The 16,700-nt window shown below is 71.7% G+C and carries 14 protein-coding genes and 3 tRNA genes; 9 read left to right on the top strand and 8 right to left on the bottom strand.

What is annotated here, in order from left to right; translation table 11 throughout:
- Positions 1 to 211: 211 nt before the first annotated feature.
- From purD to AC068B_RS34595, 4 genes are all read left to right on the top strand, one after another.
- Positions 212 to 1,465: a phosphoribosylamine--glycine ligase gene (purD, locus tag AC068B_RS34610; RefSeq protein WP_478675479.1), complete on the top strand. Its 1,254-nt coding sequence runs from the start codon at positions 212 to 214 to the stop codon at positions 1,463 to 1,465.
- A gap of 324 nt (positions 1,466 to 1,789) precedes the next feature.
- Entirely contained in the window at positions 1,790 to 3,757 is a 1,968-nt protein-coding gene (locus AC068B_RS34605; protein WP_478675478.1) for a hypothetical protein, read from the top strand.
- Positions 3,758 to 4,460: 703 nt separating this feature from the next.
- A complete protein-coding gene (locus AC068B_RS34600) occupies positions 4,461 to 5,951 on the top strand; it encodes a N,N-dimethylformamidase beta subunit family domain-containing protein (RefSeq protein ID WP_478675477.1) in 1,491 nt (496 codons plus the stop codon).
- A gap of 107 nt (positions 5,952 to 6,058) precedes the next feature.
- Positions 6,059 to 6,955, top strand: coding sequence for a phosphoribosylaminoimidazolesuccinocarboxamide synthase (locus AC068B_RS34595; protein ID WP_478675476.1), 897 nt, complete (start codon positions 6,059 to 6,061; stop codon positions 6,953 to 6,955).
- A 51-nt stretch (positions 6,956 to 7,006) separates the two neighbouring features.
- On the opposite strand, the gene AC068B_RS34590 is transcribed toward AC068B_RS34595, so the two are convergent.
- The 8 genes from AC068B_RS34590 to AC068B_RS34555 all read right to left on the bottom strand — a co-directional run bounded on the left by AC068B_RS34590 (position 7,007) and on the right by AC068B_RS34555 (position 11,610).
- Positions 7,007 to 7,082: transfer RNA gene (locus AC068B_RS34590), tRNA-Gly, on the bottom strand.
- A gap of 23 nt (positions 7,083 to 7,105) precedes the next feature.
- A complete protein-coding gene (locus AC068B_RS34585; RefSeq protein WP_478675475.1) occupies positions 7,106 to 7,714 on the bottom strand; it encodes a response regulator in 609 nt (202 codons plus the stop codon).
- Positions 7,711 to 9,036, bottom strand: coding sequence for a sensor histidine kinase (locus AC068B_RS34580; RefSeq protein WP_478675474.1), 1,326 nt, complete (start codon positions 9,034 to 9,036; stop codon positions 7,711 to 7,713). Before AC068B_RS34580 ends, AC068B_RS34585 begins: the two co-directional genes overlap by 4 nt.
- A 14-nt stretch (positions 9,037 to 9,050) precedes the next feature.
- The gene (locus AC068B_RS34575) at positions 9,051 to 9,830 is read right to left on the bottom strand and encodes an ABC transporter permease (RefSeq protein WP_478675539.1); all 780 of its coding nucleotides are present in this window, start codon (positions 9,828 to 9,830) and stop codon (positions 9,051 to 9,053) included.
- 5 nt (positions 9,831 to 9,835) lie between these two features.
- The gene (locus AC068B_RS34570; protein ID WP_478675473.1) at positions 9,836 to 10,813 is read right to left on the bottom strand and encodes an ABC transporter ATP-binding protein; all 978 of its coding nucleotides are present in this window, start codon (positions 10,811 to 10,813) and stop codon (positions 9,836 to 9,838) included.
- A gap of 138 nt (positions 10,814 to 10,951) precedes the next feature.
- A tRNA-Gly gene (locus AC068B_RS34565) sits at positions 10,952 to 11,027 on the bottom strand.
- Between the two features lie 79 nt (positions 11,028 to 11,106).
- Positions 11,107 to 11,178: transfer RNA gene (locus AC068B_RS34560), tRNA-Gly, on the bottom strand.
- Positions 11,179 to 11,292: 114 nt separating this feature from the next.
- Complete coding sequence (locus AC068B_RS34555) at positions 11,293 to 11,610, bottom strand: histone-like nucleoid-structuring protein Lsr2 (protein WP_356261529.1); 318 nt, start codon at positions 11,608 to 11,610, stop codon at positions 11,293 to 11,295.
- 353 nt (positions 11,611 to 11,963) lie between these two features.
- Here AC068B_RS34555 and purS point away from each other — a divergent pair, with 353 nt between their 5' ends.
- The 5 genes from purS to AC068B_RS34530 all read left to right on the top strand — a co-directional run bounded on the left by purS (position 11,964) and on the right by AC068B_RS34530 (position 16,687).
- Complete coding sequence (purS, locus tag AC068B_RS34550; protein ID WP_356261532.1) at positions 11,964 to 12,245, top strand: phosphoribosylformylglycinamidine synthase subunit PurS; 282 nt, start codon at positions 11,964 to 11,966, stop codon at positions 12,243 to 12,245.
- On the top strand, positions 12,242 to 12,922 hold the full coding sequence (gene purQ, locus AC068B_RS34545; RefSeq protein ID WP_055568379.1) for a phosphoribosylformylglycinamidine synthase subunit PurQ: 681 nt from the start codon (positions 12,242 to 12,244) through the stop codon (positions 12,920 to 12,922). The genes purS and purQ overlap by 4 nt, the downstream gene beginning before the upstream one ends.
- Positions 12,919 to 15,168 (top strand): phosphoribosylformylglycinamidine synthase subunit PurL, encoded by a 2,250-nt coding sequence (gene purL / locus AC068B_RS34540; RefSeq protein ID WP_478675472.1) that lies wholly within the window; start codon positions 12,919 to 12,921, stop codon positions 15,166 to 15,168. Before purQ ends, purL begins: the two co-directional genes overlap by 4 nt.
- A gap of 116 nt (positions 15,169 to 15,284) precedes the next feature.
- Complete coding sequence (locus AC068B_RS34535; protein ID WP_478675471.1) at positions 15,285 to 15,791, top strand: ArsR/SmtB family transcription factor; 507 nt, start codon at positions 15,285 to 15,287, stop codon at positions 15,789 to 15,791.
- 38 nt (positions 15,792 to 15,829) lie between these two features.
- Positions 15,830 to 16,687, top strand: coding sequence for a peptidoglycan DD-metalloendopeptidase family protein (locus tag AC068B_RS34530; RefSeq protein ID WP_478675470.1), 858 nt, complete (start codon positions 15,830 to 15,832; stop codon positions 16,685 to 16,687).
- Positions 16,688 to 16,700 lie beyond the last annotated feature (13 nt).

Below are 16,700 nucleotides of genomic sequence, written 5' to 3'. Positions count from 1 at the left end.
CCGCTCCCGCCCGACGGCGCAGGGCGCACGGGTGGGCGGATGGGAGGTGGCCGCCGCGGAGCGGCGGGGCAGGTTCGGGATCGGCCCGCAGTCAGAGAGGGGTGCCCCCGCACTGCGGGGGGCCTGGGCTGGAGGAACGTACAACGGGCTCCGGGGCCCGACTAGGCGGCCCGTACAAACGCACCCCGCCCCGCGGGCTAGGCTGACCACCGTGAAGGTCCTCGTCATCGGCAGTGGTGCCCGCGAACACGCCCTGTGCCGCTCTCTGTCCCTCGACCCCGACGTCTCCGAGCTGTACTGCGCCCCCGGCAACGCCGGCATCGCGGAAGTGGCCGAGCTGCACCCGGTCGACGCCCTCGACGGCGCCGCCGTGGCAGGCCTCGCCCAGCAGCTGGGCGCGGGGCTCGTCATCGTGGGCCCGGAGGCCCCCCTCGTCGCGGGCGTCGCCGACGCCGTGCGCGCGGCGGGCATCCCCTGCTTCGGCCCCTCCGAGGAGGCCGCGCAGCTGGAGGGCTCCAAGGCGTTCGCCAAGGACGTGATGGCGGGCGCGAGCGTGCCGACCGCCCGGTCGTACGTCTGCACCACCCCCGCGGAGATCGACGAGGCACTCGACGCCTTCGGGGCGCCGTACGTCGTCAAGGACGACGGGCTCGCCGCGGGCAAGGGCGTCGTCGTCACGGACGACGTCGACGTGGCCCGCGCGCACGCCCTCGCCTGCGACCGCGTCGTCATCGAGGAGTTCCTGGACGGCCCCGAGGTCTCCCTCTTCGCGATCACCGACGGCGAGACGGTCGTCCCGCTCCAGCCCGCCCAGGACTTCAAGCGCGCGCTCGACGGCGACGAGGGCCCGAACACCGGCGGCATGGGCGCGTACTCGCCCCTCCCGTGGGCCGACCCGAAGCTGGTCGACGAGGTCATGGAGAGCGTGCTCCAGCCGACCGTGGACGAGCTGCGGCGCCGCGGCACCCCGTTCGCGGGGCTGCTCTACGCGGGCCTGGCGATCACGAGCCGCGGCGTGCGCGTCATCGAGTTCAACGCCCGCTTCGGCGACCCCGAGACCCAGGTCGTCCTCGCCCGCCTGCAGACCCCGCTCGCCGGGCTCCTGATGGCCGCGGCGACCGGCAACCTCGCCGACCTGCCCCCGCTGCGCTGGAGCGACGACGCCGCGGTGACCGTGGTCGTCGCCTCGCACAACTACCCGGGCACGCCGCGTACAGGAGACCCCATCGAAGGACTGGACGAGGTCTCGGCGCAGGATGCCCCGGACGCGTACGTCCTGCACGCCGGAACGAGGCGCGACGGCGACGCCGTCGTCAGCGCGGGCGGCCGCGTGCTCTCCGTGACGGCGACCGGCGCGGGCCTCACCGAGGCACGCGAGCGTGCGTACGCCGCGCTGTCCCGGATCCGTCTCGACGGGTCCCAACACCGCACGGACATCGCGGCGAAGGCCGCCGCGGAGGCGTGACCCACGCGGCTTCCGCGTGACTTTCGGCCACACCCGATCACATAGGGCCCCGGATCTGACACTGGATCCGGGGCTTTTTTGGCATCCAGCTTTAGCCAAAGCCATTCCATCGAGTGACCGGTGGCCCATCCGGCTGACGACGACCGGCGCCCCAACTAGGGTGCGGCGAAAGCGTTCAAGGCGCCCAGAGCCAAACAGACCACCGGCATTGCGATGTCGGCGGCGGGTGCCACAGTGGGGGAGTGAGCAACAGCAGCACCGTTGATGTGTGCCGCCGGTCCAGGCCGACGGCCGAACAGTAGCCAGCAGGGGGTGACACCGGTCGTGCCAGGTACGGGTGTGGAGGTGGGCGCGCAGGCTGCGCGCTCCCGGGCCCTCGCGGTGCTGCGGCTGCGCAGCAGAGCGCTGGCCGTCGCCCTGCTGCCCGCGGCCGTCGCCGTCGTGCTGTTCGCGGCGGGGGCCACGGGCCATGCGAGCGGCGGGAGTTGGTACGCCGCGAGCTGGGCCGTGACCGTCGTCGCCCTGCTCGTCCTGCTCGGCGCCGCCGCGGTCGGCCTGGTCGTCGCGCGGGCCAGGCCCGCCCTGAGCCCCACGGTCCCGATCGCCGAGGAGTCGGCTCCCGATCTGTACCGCCTGGTGCGGGACCTCGCCGACCGCCTGGACGTGCCCGCGCCCTCGGCGATAGCGCTCACGCCGGACTGCGACAGCTGGCTGGAGGACCGCACCCACCCCGCGCACGGGCCGCCCGCGCGGCAGGACCGGGCGCAGGCGTCCGGAGCCGGAGCCGGAGCCCGCGGGGGCGCCGGAGCCTCCGGAGCCGGTGGAGGCGAGGCCTCCGTCGCTCCCGTCCTCGTCATCGGCTCCCCGTTCCTGTGGTGGATGCGCGTCGGCGAGCTGCGCGCGGTCCTCGCGCCCGTCGTGGCGGGTACGGGCCCCTCGGCGCACCCCGACATAGCCGCCGCCCGGCGCTTCGTGCGCGGCCTCGACGCCGCGGTCGCGGTCGCCTCGGCCCCGGGGCGCGGCCCGCTGGCCCGCGTGGTGCTCGGTGGCATCGGCCGGGTCGCCCGGCTCCTCCTGCGTCACTGCCGGGTCCATGCCGCCGAGATGGAGCGCGGCGTCGCCGCGGCCGCCGCGGAGCGCGCCCAGACCGTGGACTACGGCGTGCGGATCGTCGCCCAGGAGCAGGTCGGCCTTGCGTACGCGGGCTGGGACCGGCTCCTCACCCGCGTCGCCCTGCCCGCCTGGCGCATGGGCCGCTGGCCCTCCCGGCTCGACGCGGGCGTGGTCTCCGCGCTCACGGAGCTCTCCCGCAGGGACCGCCTGGCAGAAGGCTTCGCCTCGCGCCTCGGCGAGCGCCCCGCCTGTGACCTGCTGGAGGAGCCCGGTTCGGTGGACGAGGCGGCTTCGCTGCTCGCCGCCCGCCTCTTCCACGGCGGCCCCGCGGAGGCGGGACCGGACTGGGCGCCGGTGGCCTGGCAGGAGTATCCCGACGAGGTCGTCGACCGGAAGTGGCGCATGGACGCCGCCCGGCTGCACCGCGTCCTGGACTCCCTGGGCGTCGGCCTCTCCACCGACCCGACCGCCTCCGACCCCGACGGACCGACCCTCGACCGCGTCCTGGACCACCTCACGACAGTCGCCCCGGGCATCACGGAGAGTGACGACCCGGACGGCGTGGACGCCTCGGACGCCTCGGACGCCTCGGACGCCTCGGACGCCCCGGACGCCTCGGACGCCCCGGACGCCTCGGACGACGAGGGACCCGCACGGTCCGCCGACGGCGACGCCCACGCCCACGCCCCACTCGATCCCGTAGACGCCCTCGACGTCCCCGAGCGCGCCGCAACCCTCTTCCCCGAGGTCGACGAGGGAGCCGACGAGGCCGACACGGAGAGCCGCGGCGGCATGCTCGCCGCGGGCCTCACCGCCGAGCTCGCCCGCGAGGAGGCCGCGGCGCCCCCGCGCCCCGCCGCCCCCACGGGACAGGGCCCGGACGAAGCGCTCTGGGACGACGGCGCGCTGCCGCTGTTCCCGATGCAGCCGCCGCGCACCGGCCGCGAGCTGCTCGCCGACCACGTCACGGCGATGGTGTGCTGCGCGGCCGTGGACACCGCGGGAGCGGCCCCGGGCCTCGACTGGCTCGACGGTCCCGCCCTGCTGGTCGGCGGCGAGCGCGCGGTGGACCTCACGCCGCGCGTCATGAGCCTCGTCGAGGACGGCGACCCGTCCCCCCTCCGGGACTGGCTCACCCGCCTGGGCATCCGCGCGGAAAAGCCGGTCCGCCTGGTCTGACCTCGGTCGGTGTCCCGTGTGCGGGGTCTGACTTCGGGTGCGGGTCCGGTCCGCCGGGACTGGCCTCAGGCGCCGGTCCGGCTGGTCTGGCCTCGGCCGCTGGTCGCGTACGTCCGGTCTGGCTCCGGGTGCGGGTCTGGCCCGCCGGGTCTGGCCTCAGGCGCTGGTCCGGCCCGGCTGGTCTGGCCTCGGCCGCTGGTCGCGTACGCCGGTCTGGCCCTGGGCGCTGTGCGGTACGCCGGGTCTGACCGCACGCTCCGGCCCGGGCCGCCTGGTCGAACTCAGGCGCCGGTCCGACGCAAGCGCTGACCCGTCCCGCGCAGCGTCGGACTCAGACACCGATTCGTCCCACGCAGCGTCCGACTCAGGCCCCCGGCCCGCCTCCCACAGCACCCCCGCCTCCCACCCCACCCCGGCCCACCCCCTCCACCCCACCCCCCACTCCGCCCCGACGCGCCCCGCCGCACGCCGCCGCGCCCCCAGGGGCGGGTCCGAAGCCGCAGGTCGGCACCGTGTGAGCGCTACCCGCTCGCCACCCCGGCGCCACCCCGCCCGCAAGGCCACCCGGAGCGTCACGCTCCGTTCATGCCAATTCGCGACGAACGGTGACGGGGTGCGTGCGTAATGTGATGTGCTGGGAGCGGCCGCCGGACCGTATGCACCACAGGCGCCGCAGGCTCGGGGGAGCGAGGGAGGGGCACAGATGAGGTCAGAGCCGATCCGCCGCTGGGAATCGGGCGCGCTGGCGCACGCCGTGTCGGACCCTTTCGGTCAGGGCCCGCTGCCCTGGCTGCGCGGGGCCGAGCACTACTTCGACGACACCGGCCGCGTCGTTCCCTGGTACATCGACCACGCCCCCGCCCCCGGCGCCGCGGACATCCCCGCGCCGCGCACCGGCGGCCCGCTCACCGCCGACGACGTGCACTGCCAGATCAAGGGTTTCACCTCCACCGGCGCGGCCGCCCCGGGCGAGGCGATCGACTTCCACGTCACCGTCGACCCGCCCCAGCAGTTCAGCGTCGACATCTACCGCATCGGGCACTACGGCGGGGACGGCGCGAGCAAGATCACCACGAGCCCCCGGCTCTCCGGCATCGTGCAGCCCGCCCCGCTGACCGCGGACCGCACGGTCTCCTGCCACCACTGGTGGCTCTCCTGGCGCCTGCAGATCCCGAGCTACTGGAGCGTCGGGGCGTACGTGGCGGTCCTGACCACCGCCGACGGGTACCGCTCGCACGTCCCCTTCACGGTCCGTGACGACCACCCCGCCGACCTCCTGCTGCTCCTGCCGGACGTCACCTGGCAGGCGTACAACCTCTACCCCGAGGACGGCCGCACGGGCGCCAGCCTCTACCACGCGTGGGACGAAGAGGGCGCTCTGCTCGGTGAGAGCGAGGCCGCCGTGACGGTCTCCTTCGACCGGCCGTACGCGGGCGCGGGCCTCCCCCTGCACGTGGGCCACGCCTACGACTTCATCCGCTGGGCCGAGCGCTACGGCTACGACTTGGCGTACGCGGACGCCCGCGACCTGCACGCAGGCCGCATCGACCCCACCCGGTACCGAGGCCTGGTCTTCCCCGGCCACGACGAGTACTGGTCGCCGAGCATGCGCCGCACCACGGAGCACGCCCGGGAGAACGGCACATCGCTGGTCTTCCTCTCCGCCAACACCATGTACTGGCAGGTGGAGTTGAGCCCCTCCGCGTCCGGCGTCGAGGACCGCCTCCTCACCTGCCGCAAGCGCCGGGGCCCCGGCAAACCGGCCCTGTGGCGCGAGCGGGACGGCGGCAAGACGGCCGAGCAGCAGCTCCTCGGCATCCAGTACGCGGGCCGGGTCCCCGAGCCCCGGCCCCTCGTCGTCCGCAACGCCGACCACTGGCTGTGGGAGGCCACGGGGGCGCACGACGGCGACGAGATCGACGGCCTGGTCGCGGGCGAGGCCGACCGCTACTTCCCGCGGACCGCGCTCCCCGAGCACCAGGGCCGCATCCTGCTCGCCCACTCCCCGTACGAGGACACCGAGGGCGTGGTCCGTCACCAGGAGTCGTCGCTCTACCGCGCCCCGTCCGGTGCCCTGGTCTTCGCGTCCGGCACCTTCGCCTGGTCCCCGGCGCTCGACCGCCCCGGCCACGTGGACACCCGCATCCAACGCGCCACGGCCAATCTCCTGGACCGCATCTGCAAGCGTGACTGACCGCTTCGTACCCGCCCCGCCGCGCAGCCCCACTCAACCCCTGGCCAAAACCACACTTCCCATACGGGAGAATCGACCTCACTTGGCCAGAACCACGGGAGGGAACCGTGTCCGGATTCGTAGAAAAGCCCGAGCCCCTTGAGGTGCCGGGCCTGGTCCACCTCCACACCGGCAAGGTGCGCGAGCTGTACCAGAACGAGGCGGGCGAGCTCGTCATGGTCGCCAGCGACCGGCTCTCCGCCTATGACTGGGTGCTGCCCTCGGAGATCCCCGACAAGGGCCGCGTCCTCACCCAGCTCTCCCTGTGGTGGTTCGACCAGCTCGCGGACATCGTGCCGAACCACGTCATCTCCGCGGAGGTGCCGCAGGGCGCGCCCGCCGACTGGGAGGGCCGCACGCTCGTCTGCAAGTCCCTGGAGATGGTCCCGGTCGAGTGCGTGGCCCGCGGCTATCTGACGGGCTCGGGCCTCCTGGAGTACAACGACTCGCGCACCGTCTGCGGCCTCGCCCTCCCCGAGGGCCTGGTCGACGGCTCGGAGCTGCCCGCGCCGATCTTCACGCCCGCCGCGAAGGCCGCCGTCGGCGAGCACGACGAGAACGTGTCGTACGAGGAGGTCGCCCGCCAGGTCGGCGCGGAGACGGCGGCCCAGCTGCGTCAGACGACCCTCGCCGTCTACGGCCGGGCGTTGGACGTCGCACGCGAGCGCGGCCTGATCCTCGCCGACACGAAGTTCGAGTTCGGCTTCGCCGGGGAGGACCTGATCCTCGCCGACGAGGTGCTGACCCCGGACTCCTCGCGCTTCTGGCCCGCGGACCAGTGGGAGCCGGGCCACGCCCAGCCGTCGTACGACAAGCAGTTCGTGCGGAACTGGCTGACGTCGGAGGCCTCCGGCTGGGACCGCAAGAGCGAGCAGCCGCCGCCCGCGCTGCCGCAGGACGTGGTGGACGCCACCCGCGCCAAGTACATCGAGGCGTACGAGCGGCTGACCGGCACGCCCTGGTAGTGGTCGGCGCATGAAGAAGGCCCCGGTCGAAATCGACCGGGGCCTTTCACATGGAGCGGACGACCAGGTTCGAACTGGCGACCTCAACCTTGGCAAGGTTGCGCTCTACCAACTGAGCTACGTCCGCGCTGCGCCGAAGCGCGATGCCAACTATACCCAACCTCGCTCGCGTGCGAGACGCACTGCGGCATGACGGTTCTCGGCGCCGATTTTGGTGACCGCCGAGGAGAGGTAGTTGCGGACGGTTCCCTGGGAGAGCGCGGCGCGCTCGGCGATCTCCGCGACGGGCGCCCCGTCGGCGGCGAGTTCGAGCACCTCGGCCTCGCGGGCGGTCAGCGGCGAGTCTCCCGCGGAGATCGCGTCGGCGGCCAACTCCGGGTCCACGTAACGGTTTCCGGAGTGCACGGTGCGGATGATCTCGGCGAGCTGCTGGGCGCTCACGGTCTTCGGCACGAAGCCCCGCACCCCCACCGCGAGGGCCCGTTTCAGATGTCCGGGTCTGCCATGACTCGTCACGATCATGGTCCGGCAGTCCGGGAGTTCGTCGCGCAGGGATGTGGCCACACTCACACCGTCGGCGCCCGGCATCTCCAGATCGAGGACGGCGACGTCGGGGCGGTGGGCCCGCGCCATGGCGAGCGCCTCGGGCCCTGACGCGGCCTCGGCGACGACGACGAGGTCGTCCTCCAGGGCGAGCAGCGCGGCCAGCGCACCCCGGATGAGGTGCTCGTCGTCGGCCAGCAACACACGAAGACTCACGCCGCCGCCTCCCGCTCCTGCTCCCGCTCCGGACCGTGCCCCTGCTCCGGACCGTGCCCCCGCCCCGACCGCCCCTGCTGCCGCCCCGACGGAGCCGGGCCCGGCGAAGGCGGCAGCGGCACCTGCACCGCGAGCCGGAAGACCCCGTCACCGGAGACGGAGTCCAGCGTCCCGCCCACTTCGGCCAGCCGCTCCCGCAGCCCCGCGAGCCCGGAGCCACGCCCCGCGGGCGCCGCCTCGGGCACCCCGTCGTTCTCCACGGTCAACGTCGCCCGCCCCTCACTCACCGCGAGAGCGATGTCGCACCGCCCCGCGTCCCCGTGCCGCAGCACATTCGTCGCCGCCTCCCGCACGACCCACCCGAGGGCCGACTGCACCGAGGCGGGCAGCGCCACCCCGGACCCGATGACCCGGCAGTCGATCCCGGCCGCCTCCAACACGCCCTGCGCACCGGTGAGTTCCACCTTGAGGTCGACCTCGCGGTAGCCCCGTACGACCTCACGGACCTCCCGCTGCGACTCCTGCGCGATCCGCTGCACCTCGACCATCTGGTCCACGGCCTCCGGGCGCCCCCGGCGCGAGAGCTGCACCGCGAGCTCGCTCTTGAGCGCGATGACGGCGAGGTTGCGTCCCATCACGTCGTGGAGGTCACGCCCGAACCGCAGCCGCTCCTCGGCGACCGCGAGCCGCGCCTCGACCTCTCGGGCCCGGTCGGCCTCCAGCATCACGGAGAGCGTCCAGGCCCCGCAGCGCGTGGAGATCAGCGCCAGGAAGCCCGCGAAGGCGATGACGAAGCCGATCGCGGCGAGCTCACCGCCGCGTGCCCCGGCGAGGGCGAAGGCGATCACGGACGCGGCGACGACCAGCGCCATGCGGACCGCATAGCCCCGGATGGTGGCGGAGAAGGCGAGCGACTGGGCGAACGGCATCGGTACGAACAGGGCGGTGAGGCCCAGCATCCCCGAGGGCGCGCCGTCCACCGCCTGCAGACCCACGGCGAGCCCCATCGTGGCGCTCATGAGGACACCCGCCACCACGAGGTCGCGGCTCGGCAGGGGAGCCCGCCGCAGATAGTGGTCGACCGACCGGCGCAGTGAGCGGTTGGCATGGAGGCACTGCGCGGCGGCCACCACGATCAGCGTCCAGCCGAAGAGCTGCGGGGCGAGGTCGTGGCGCAGGCTCAGGCCGAGCGGTACCGAGAGCCAGCTGAGGAAGAAGATCCACGGCAGCAGGTGCCACGTCACGGTGGACTGGAACTCGACCTTCTCGATCTTGCTGCGCCTCTGCCAGCTCCGCTGCCAGGCCCGAATCCGGCCGACCACGTCCGTCGCCTCCCTCAATGCCGGGGCTCCCAGCGGAACCACCGCCGTACAGCAAACACCGCGAGCACGGTCCAGGCCACCGCAGTGGCGATGGCGCCGAGCGCGTCGCCTGCCGAGAGGTTGCCCGCCCAGCCGCCGCGGATCAGTTCGATGACGGGGGACAGGGGGAGCAGCCGGCAGACCGAGGCGAGCTTGTCGGGCATGACCTCCAGCGGGACGAAGAGCCCGGAGCCGATCATCGAGATGAAGATCAGCGGCATGCTCATGACCTGCGCGGACTCGGTGGACCTGCTGAAGCTTCCGGTGACGGCCGCCAGCGCGGCGAACATCACGAGGCCCGCGGCGATGCCGAGGACGACGAGGTGCGGCGCGCTCGGCGCCCCCGCGTCGAGGAGCACCGCGCAGCCCACGGCGAGGACGAGGGACTGCACGACCCCGATGAGCAGCGAGGGGAGCGCGGCGCCCGCCAGGATCTCGGGGTCGCGCAACTCGCCGGTGCGCAGCCGCTTGAGCACGAGCTCCTCGCGCCGGGCCGCGTAGACGGCGGTCAGCGCGGAGTACACGGCGAAGAGCAGGGAGAAGCCAAGGGCGCTCGGCAGCACGACCGTGCCGACGTCGAGCCCGGTGCCCTTCAGATCCATGCCGTCGGCGGCCTGCCGCATGCTGAACGGGATCACCAGCGGCACGAACAGCGCCGCGAACAGCGTCCCCTTGCTCCGACCGAGGAGCGTCATCTCGGCGCGCGCGAGCGCCCGCATGCGCCCCGCCGGGGTCGTCATGGCCATCGTGCCCATGGTGCTCATACCGCCATCTCCTTGCTCTGCTTGCCCGCGTCCTGCGTGGCCGCCTCGTCCGTGCCGCTCTCCGCGGCCCGCGCGATCCGCAGGAACGCCTCCTCCAGGGAGGCCGCCCGTACGTCGAGTCCGGTGAGCTCGACCCGTGCGTCCCTGGCCCACAACAGCAGCCCGGTGGCGGCGCGTTGCAGTTCGTTCGTCCGCAGCCTGACCTGCTTGCCCACGGTCTCGTGGCCGCTGACGCCCAGCTCGCCGAGCGGCGGCAGGTCGCCGACGAAGTAGCCGTCGGGCAGTTCGAAGGAGATGTGCGAGGGCTGGCTCGCCACCACGTCGCTGACGCGTCCCTCGGCGGCGATCCGGCCCTCGTGGAGGATCGCGAGGCGGTCGGCGAGGGCCTCGGCCTCTTCCAGGTAGTGGGTGGTGAGCAGCACGGTCGTGCCGTTGTCGCGCAGGTTCCGCACCAACTTCCAGGTCTCGCGGCGGCCTTCGGCGTCGAGGCCGGTGGTGGGTTCGTCGAGGAAGAGCACCTCGGGACGGCCGATGAGCGCCATGGCGAGGTCGAGCCTGCGCTTCTCGCCGCCTGACAGCTGCTTCACGCGGACAGCAGCCCGCTTGCCGAGCCCGACGGCCTCCAGGGCCTCGCCGATGGGCATGGCGCCGCTGGTGCAGCCCGCCCACATCCGGGCGGTCTCCTGGACGGTCAACTCCGCGGGGAATCCGCCTTCCTGCAGCATGACGCCGATGCGGGGCCGTACCTTGCCGCGTTCGGTGTACGGGTCGTGCCCGAGCACGCGCACCCGTCCGGCGGCCGGTGCGGCGAGTCCTTCCAGGAGTTCGAGGGTGGACGTCTTGCCGGCGCCGTTGGTGCCGAGGAGCGCGAACAGTTCGCCGCGTCCCACGGCGAAGGAGATCCCGCGTACCGCCTCGAAACCTCCCCCGTACACGCGCCGCAGGTCGGTCACGTCGATCACTTGGTCAGTCATGACTCGAGCGTCTCCCGGCCCGGGAGGCGTCGGCAGTGCGCGCTGTCACCGGCCCGCATGACAAATGTCAGATGCGGTGACCGGCAGTCGGGGAACACGAAGAAGGCCCCGGTCGAAATCGACCGGGGCCTTCTCACATGGAGCGAACGACGAGGTTCGAACTCGCGACCTCAACCTTGGCAAGGTTGCGCTCTACCAACTGAGCTACGTTCGCATTGCCTCCGACCAGCTCTCACTGATCGGCGCGTGCATCAGCTTACCGCAACCGGCGGACCGGTCCGTGAGCGATGCAGAGCGGGTGACAGGAATTGCACACTGCGCCTTCCCCCTGGAAGGGGGATGTTCTACTACTGAACTACACCCGCAAGACTCCGTGAGGCCCGGCCTTTCGGCCTCGCCCCTCGGCGTGCTCCAGACTCTAGCTGACCAGCGGGGGTGCAGCGCAAGTCGGTTGTCCCGAGGGGCGTGGACCTGCTGTTTCAGTTGGCCGCCTCGAAGGCCTCGTAGACCTTCTTGGGGATGCGGCCGCGCGGCGGGACGTTCATCTGGTGCGAGCGTGCCCAGGCGCGGACCGCCGACGGGTCGGGGGAGATCGCGGTGTGCCGGAACGCGAGCCCGGACCGGGACCGCTTGCGGGCCGCCTCCAGGTACGGGGCAAGTGCCCCGCGCAGTTTCTCGGCATTGGTTTGGTTGAGGTCGATCTCGTACGACTTGCCGTCCAGACCGAACGCGACCGTTTCCGCCGCTTCCCCGCCGTCGATGTCGTCAAAGAGAGTGACCACGACACGTTGCGCCACGAATATCGGTCCCTTCGCGCGGCTCTACCGCGTTGACATGCGGTGATGCCGACTGCACGGATGTTTTCGGCAAAGTATCGACTATTGCCAATTCCTTTGTACAGTGCCCGGCATTGCATTGTGAAGCCTGTCCTAATACCTCCGCGTGTCAGGTTCCAATGACGATGCGTGATCTTTCATGGATTCATCGTGAAGGTTCTCGGTTCGAAACCTGTTTGAGCACCGGAACGTGACCGTCATCTCGTAGGTTGCTACGAATCTACGCGAGTAGAATTTTTGTGCCGGTAGTCTGAAGGAACCTGCTCAGCACCTAGCAAGCAGCACACCGCCAGCACCACACACCGGGAGTGCCAGTGGCACGCGTCGTAGTCGACGTCATGCTCAAGCCGGAGATCCTCGACCCCCAGGGCCAGGCGGTGCAGCGTGCACTGCCGCGCCTCGGTTTCCAGGGCATCTCCGACGTCCGTCAGGGAAAGCGCTTCGAACTCGAGGTCGACGGGCCGGTCGACGACGCGGCCCTCGCCCGTATCCACGAGTTGGCGGAAACCTTCCTCGCCAACACCGTGATCGAAGACTTCGTCGTAAAGGTCGAAGAAGACCAGAAGACGCAGAAGGCCGAGGAGGCCGCGAAGTGACTGCTCGAATTGGAGTCGTCACTTTCCCGGGAACCCTCGACGACCGCGACACCCAGCGCGCCGTCCGTGTGGCGGGCGCCGAAGCCGTGCCGCTGTGGCACAAGGACAAGGACCTCAAGCAGGTCGACGCCGTGGTGCTGCCCGGCGGCTTCTCCTACGGCGACTATCTGCGGGCCGGTGCCATCTCGCGTTTCTCCCCGGTGATGGAGTCCGTCATCGAGCAGGCGAAGGCCGGAATGCCGGTGCTCGGCATCTGCAACGGCTTCCAGGTGCTCACCGAGACGCACCTCCTGCCCGGCGCGATGCTGCGCAACAACCACCTGCACTTCATCTGCCGCGAGCAGAAGCTGCGGGTGGAGAACGCGTCGACCGCCTGGACCGCCGACTACACGGCGGGCCAGGAGATCCTGATCCCGCTCAAGAACATCGACGGGCAGTACACCGCCGACGAGCGGACCCTGGACATGCTGGAGGCCGAGGGCCGCGTCGCCTTCCGCTACCTCGACGGCAACCCGAACGGCTCGCTCCGTGACATCGCCGGCATCACCAACGAGGCGGGCAACGTCGTCGGCCTCATGCCGCACCCCGAGCACGCCGTGGAGCCGCTCATCGGCACCGGCCGTACGGACGGTCTCGGATTCTTCACCTCGATCCTGAAGAAGCTGGTCAACGCATGACTCTGGACACCGTCAAGCACGCGGCCGAGACGCCCGACGTCAAGCTCCCCTGGGCCGAACTGGGCCTGAAGGAAGACGAGTACGCGCGCGTCCGCGAGATCCTCGGCCGCCGCCCGACCGGCGCCGAGCTCGCCATGTACTCCGTCATGTGGTCCGAGCACTGCTCGTACAAGAGCAGCAAGGTCCACCTGAAGCAGTTCGGCGAGAAGGTCCCCGAGAACGACGCGATGCTCGTCGGCATCGGCGAGAACGCCGGTGTGGTCGACGTCGGCCAGGGGTACGCGGTCACCTTCAAGGTCGAGTCGCACAACCACCCGTCCTACGTCGAGCCCTACCAGGGCGCGGCCACCGGCGTCGGCGGCATCGTCCGCGACATCATCGCGATGGGCGCCCGCCCGGTCGCGGTCGTGGACCCGCTGCGGATGGGCGACGCCCAGCACCCCGACACCAAGCGCGTGCTCCCCGGAGTCGTCGCGGGCATCGGGGGCTACGGCAACTGCCTGGGCCTGCCCAACATCGGCGGCGAGCTCGTCTTCGACGCCTGCTACCAGGGCAACCCGCTGGTCAACGCCGGTGCGATCGGCGTGATGCGGCACGAGGACATCCACCTCGCCAAGGCGTCGGGCCCCGGCAACAAGGTCATCCTGTACGGCGCTCGCACGGGCGGCGACGGCATCGGCGGCGCCTCCATCCTGGCCTCCGAGACCTTCGACGACACGAAGCCGAGCAAGCGCCCTGCCGTCCAGGTCGGCGACCCCTTCCAGGAGAAGCTCCTCATCGAGTGCACCCTGGAGGCCTTCGCCGAGAAGCTCGTCGTCGGCATCCAGGACCTCGGCGCGGCCGGGCTCTCCTGCGCGACCTCCGAGCTCGCGTCCAACGGCTCCGGCGGCATGCGCGTCGAGCTGGACGACGTGCCGCTGCGCGACTCCACGCTCACCCCTGAGGAGATCCTCATGAGTGAGTCGCAGGAGCGCATGTGCGCCGTGGTCGAGCCCGGCAAGGTCGACCGCTTCCTCGCGATCTGCGAGAAGTGGGACGTCATTGCCACCGTCGTCGGCGAGGTCACCGACGGCGACCGCCTGGAGATCTTCTGGCACGGCGAGAAGATCGTCGACGTCGACCCGCGCACGGTCGCGCACGACGGCCCGGTCTACGAGCGTCCCTACGCCCGCCCGTCCTGGCAGGACGCCCTCCAGGCGGACGACGCGAACAAGCTGGCGCGCCCGGCGAACGCGGCCGAGCTGCGCGAGCAGGTCCTCAAGCTGGTCGCCGCCCCGAACCAGGCCGCGAAGTCCTGGGTCACCGACCAGTACGACCGCTTCGTGCAGGGCAACACCGTGCTCGCCCAGCCCGAGGACTCCGGAATGATCCGGATCAACGAGGAGACGGGCCTCGGCGTCGCCATCGCCACCGACGGCAACGGCCGGTTCGCGAAGCTCGACCCGTACACGGGCGCGCAGCTCGCCCTCGCCGAGTCGTACCGCAACGTCGCCGCGTCCGGCGCCAAGCCCCTTGCCATCTCGGACTGCCTGAACTTCGGCTCGCCCGAGGACCCGGACGTCATGTGGCAGTTCGCCGAGGCCATCCGCGGCCTCGCGGACGGCTGCCTGGAGCTGGGCACCCCGGTCACCGGCGGCAACGTCTCGCTCTACAACCAGACCGGTGAGGCGGCGATCCACCCGACGCCGGTCGTCGCCGTCCTCGGTGTGATCGACGACGTCGCCCGGCGCACGCCGATCGCCTTCAAGGAAGAGGGCCAGCTCCTCTACCTGCTCGGCGATACGCACGAGGAGTTCGGCGGTTCGGCCTGGTCGCAGGTGGTCCACGGGCACCTCGGCGGGCTGCCGCCCAAGGTCGACCTGGCGCGCGAGAAGCTGCTCGCCGAGATCCTCATCTCGGCCTCGCGCGACGGCATGATCGACGCCGCGCACGACCTGTCGGACGGCGGTCTCGTGCAGGCCGTCACCGAGTCGTGCCTGCGCGGCGGCAAGGGCGCGCGCCTCGTCGTCCCGGACGGCCTCGACGCGTTCACCTTCCTCTTCTCCGAGTCGGCGGGGCGCGCGGTCGTCTCGGTGCCGCGGAGCGAGGAGCTGCGCTTCACCGACATGTGCGGGGCGCGGGGGCTGCCCGTCCGCCGCATCGGTGTCGTCGACGGCGACACGGTCGACGTGCAGGGCGAGTTCGAGCTGCCGCTGAGCGAGCTGCGCACGGCGCACGAGGAGACGATCCCGGGCCTCTTCGCCTGACGATTCGCCGTCGAAGCCCCCGTTCGGACCTGGTCCGGGCGGGGGCTTCGACGTTCCCGGGTGCCGGTGCAGCAGCAGGCTTGCACGTTTTTACGTAATTACGTAATCTTGCGACCATGGATCTGGAAGAGCGCGTCGCCGAGCTCGAACGGCGCATGGCGGAGCTGGAGAGCGCGGGGCCGCCCGCGCCCGCCGTGGGAGAGGGCGATTTCTGGGCCCTCGACGCGCTGAAGGCGCGGCATCCGGTGACGGACGACGCGGACGGCGCCGTCCTGTTCACCGGGGCAGTGCGGGTGCCGACGGGACATCGGTACGAGTGGCAGTACGGCCTGCTGACCGAGACGGTCTTCGAGGGCGACTGGTCGGAGACGGCCGAGTCGTTCGCCGCGCTCGGCAATCCCGTGCGGCTGCGGCTGCTGCGGGAGATCCTCGGCGGCCTGCGCACGGCCGCGGAGCTGGCTGCGCTCGACGACGTCGGCACGACCGGCCAGATCTACCACCACCTGCGCCAACTGACCGGCGCGGGCTGGCTGCACAGCGCGGAGCGCGGGCGCTACGAGGTGCCTGCCGGACGGGTGGTGCCGCTGCTCGTGGTGCTCACGGCCGCGCGACCGGTGACCTGACCGGGATTCCGACACGCATTTCCGTACGAGGGGGAGTTATGTCCAGAGGTCTGCGCAAGTCCGCCGCGGTGGCCCATCGGGTGCTGTGGATGGTGTTCTTCGCCCAGTTCGTCGTCAGGCTCTTCGCGGACCTGCCCTACAACTACTGGCTGAGCTGGCTGCCCGCGATCGCCGCGATCGCCATCAGTACGTCGCTGTCCCGCTCCGCACGTCAGCAGATCGCGGCGGAGCCCCCGGCGCCGGTCGAGGTCGAGCCCCCGGTCACCGGCCGCTGGTCCGCGCTCAACAGCCCCGCCGACAAGGTGCCGAGCCACGGCACGCACTACCTGGGGCAGACGTACGCCATCGACATCACGGCCGAGCCGGAAGAAGGGCCCGCCCGCCCGAAGCCCGTCTGGTTCTGGCCCGTCGCCCGGCGCGGAGCGGCCTACCCCGCCTTCGGGGCGTCGCTTAACGCGGTGGCCGACGCGACCGTCGTGCACGCCGAGGACGGCCAGCGCGATCACCTCAGCCGCAGCTCCCTCGCCGGGGTGCTGTACTTCTGGCTGATCGAGGGCGTCGGCCGGACGCTCGGCGGCACCCGCCGGATCGTCGGCAATCACGTCATCCTCGACCTCGGCGAGGGGACGTATGCCATGTACGCGCACGTCCAGCAGGGGTCGCTCGCCGTGCGGGCGGGGGACAAGGTCCTCGCAGGCCAGCGGCTCGGCGGCTGCGGGAACTCCGGCAACTCCACCGAGCCGCACGTGCACTTCCAGCTGATGGACGGGCCCGACCTGGACACGGCCAGGGGCGTCCCGTTCAGCTGGCGCGGCGTCGGGGTGCCCGCGAACGGCGAGAAGTTCACGGTCGGCGCGGACACCGACGGAAGAAAGTGTACTGAGTCAATATTTTAGCCTGGTACAGTGC

The organism is Streptomyces sp. NPDC042371, assembly GCF_056437465.1.
Note: the sequence above shows the minus strand (reverse complement) of the source record. Positions and strands in the feature narration are given on the sequence as shown.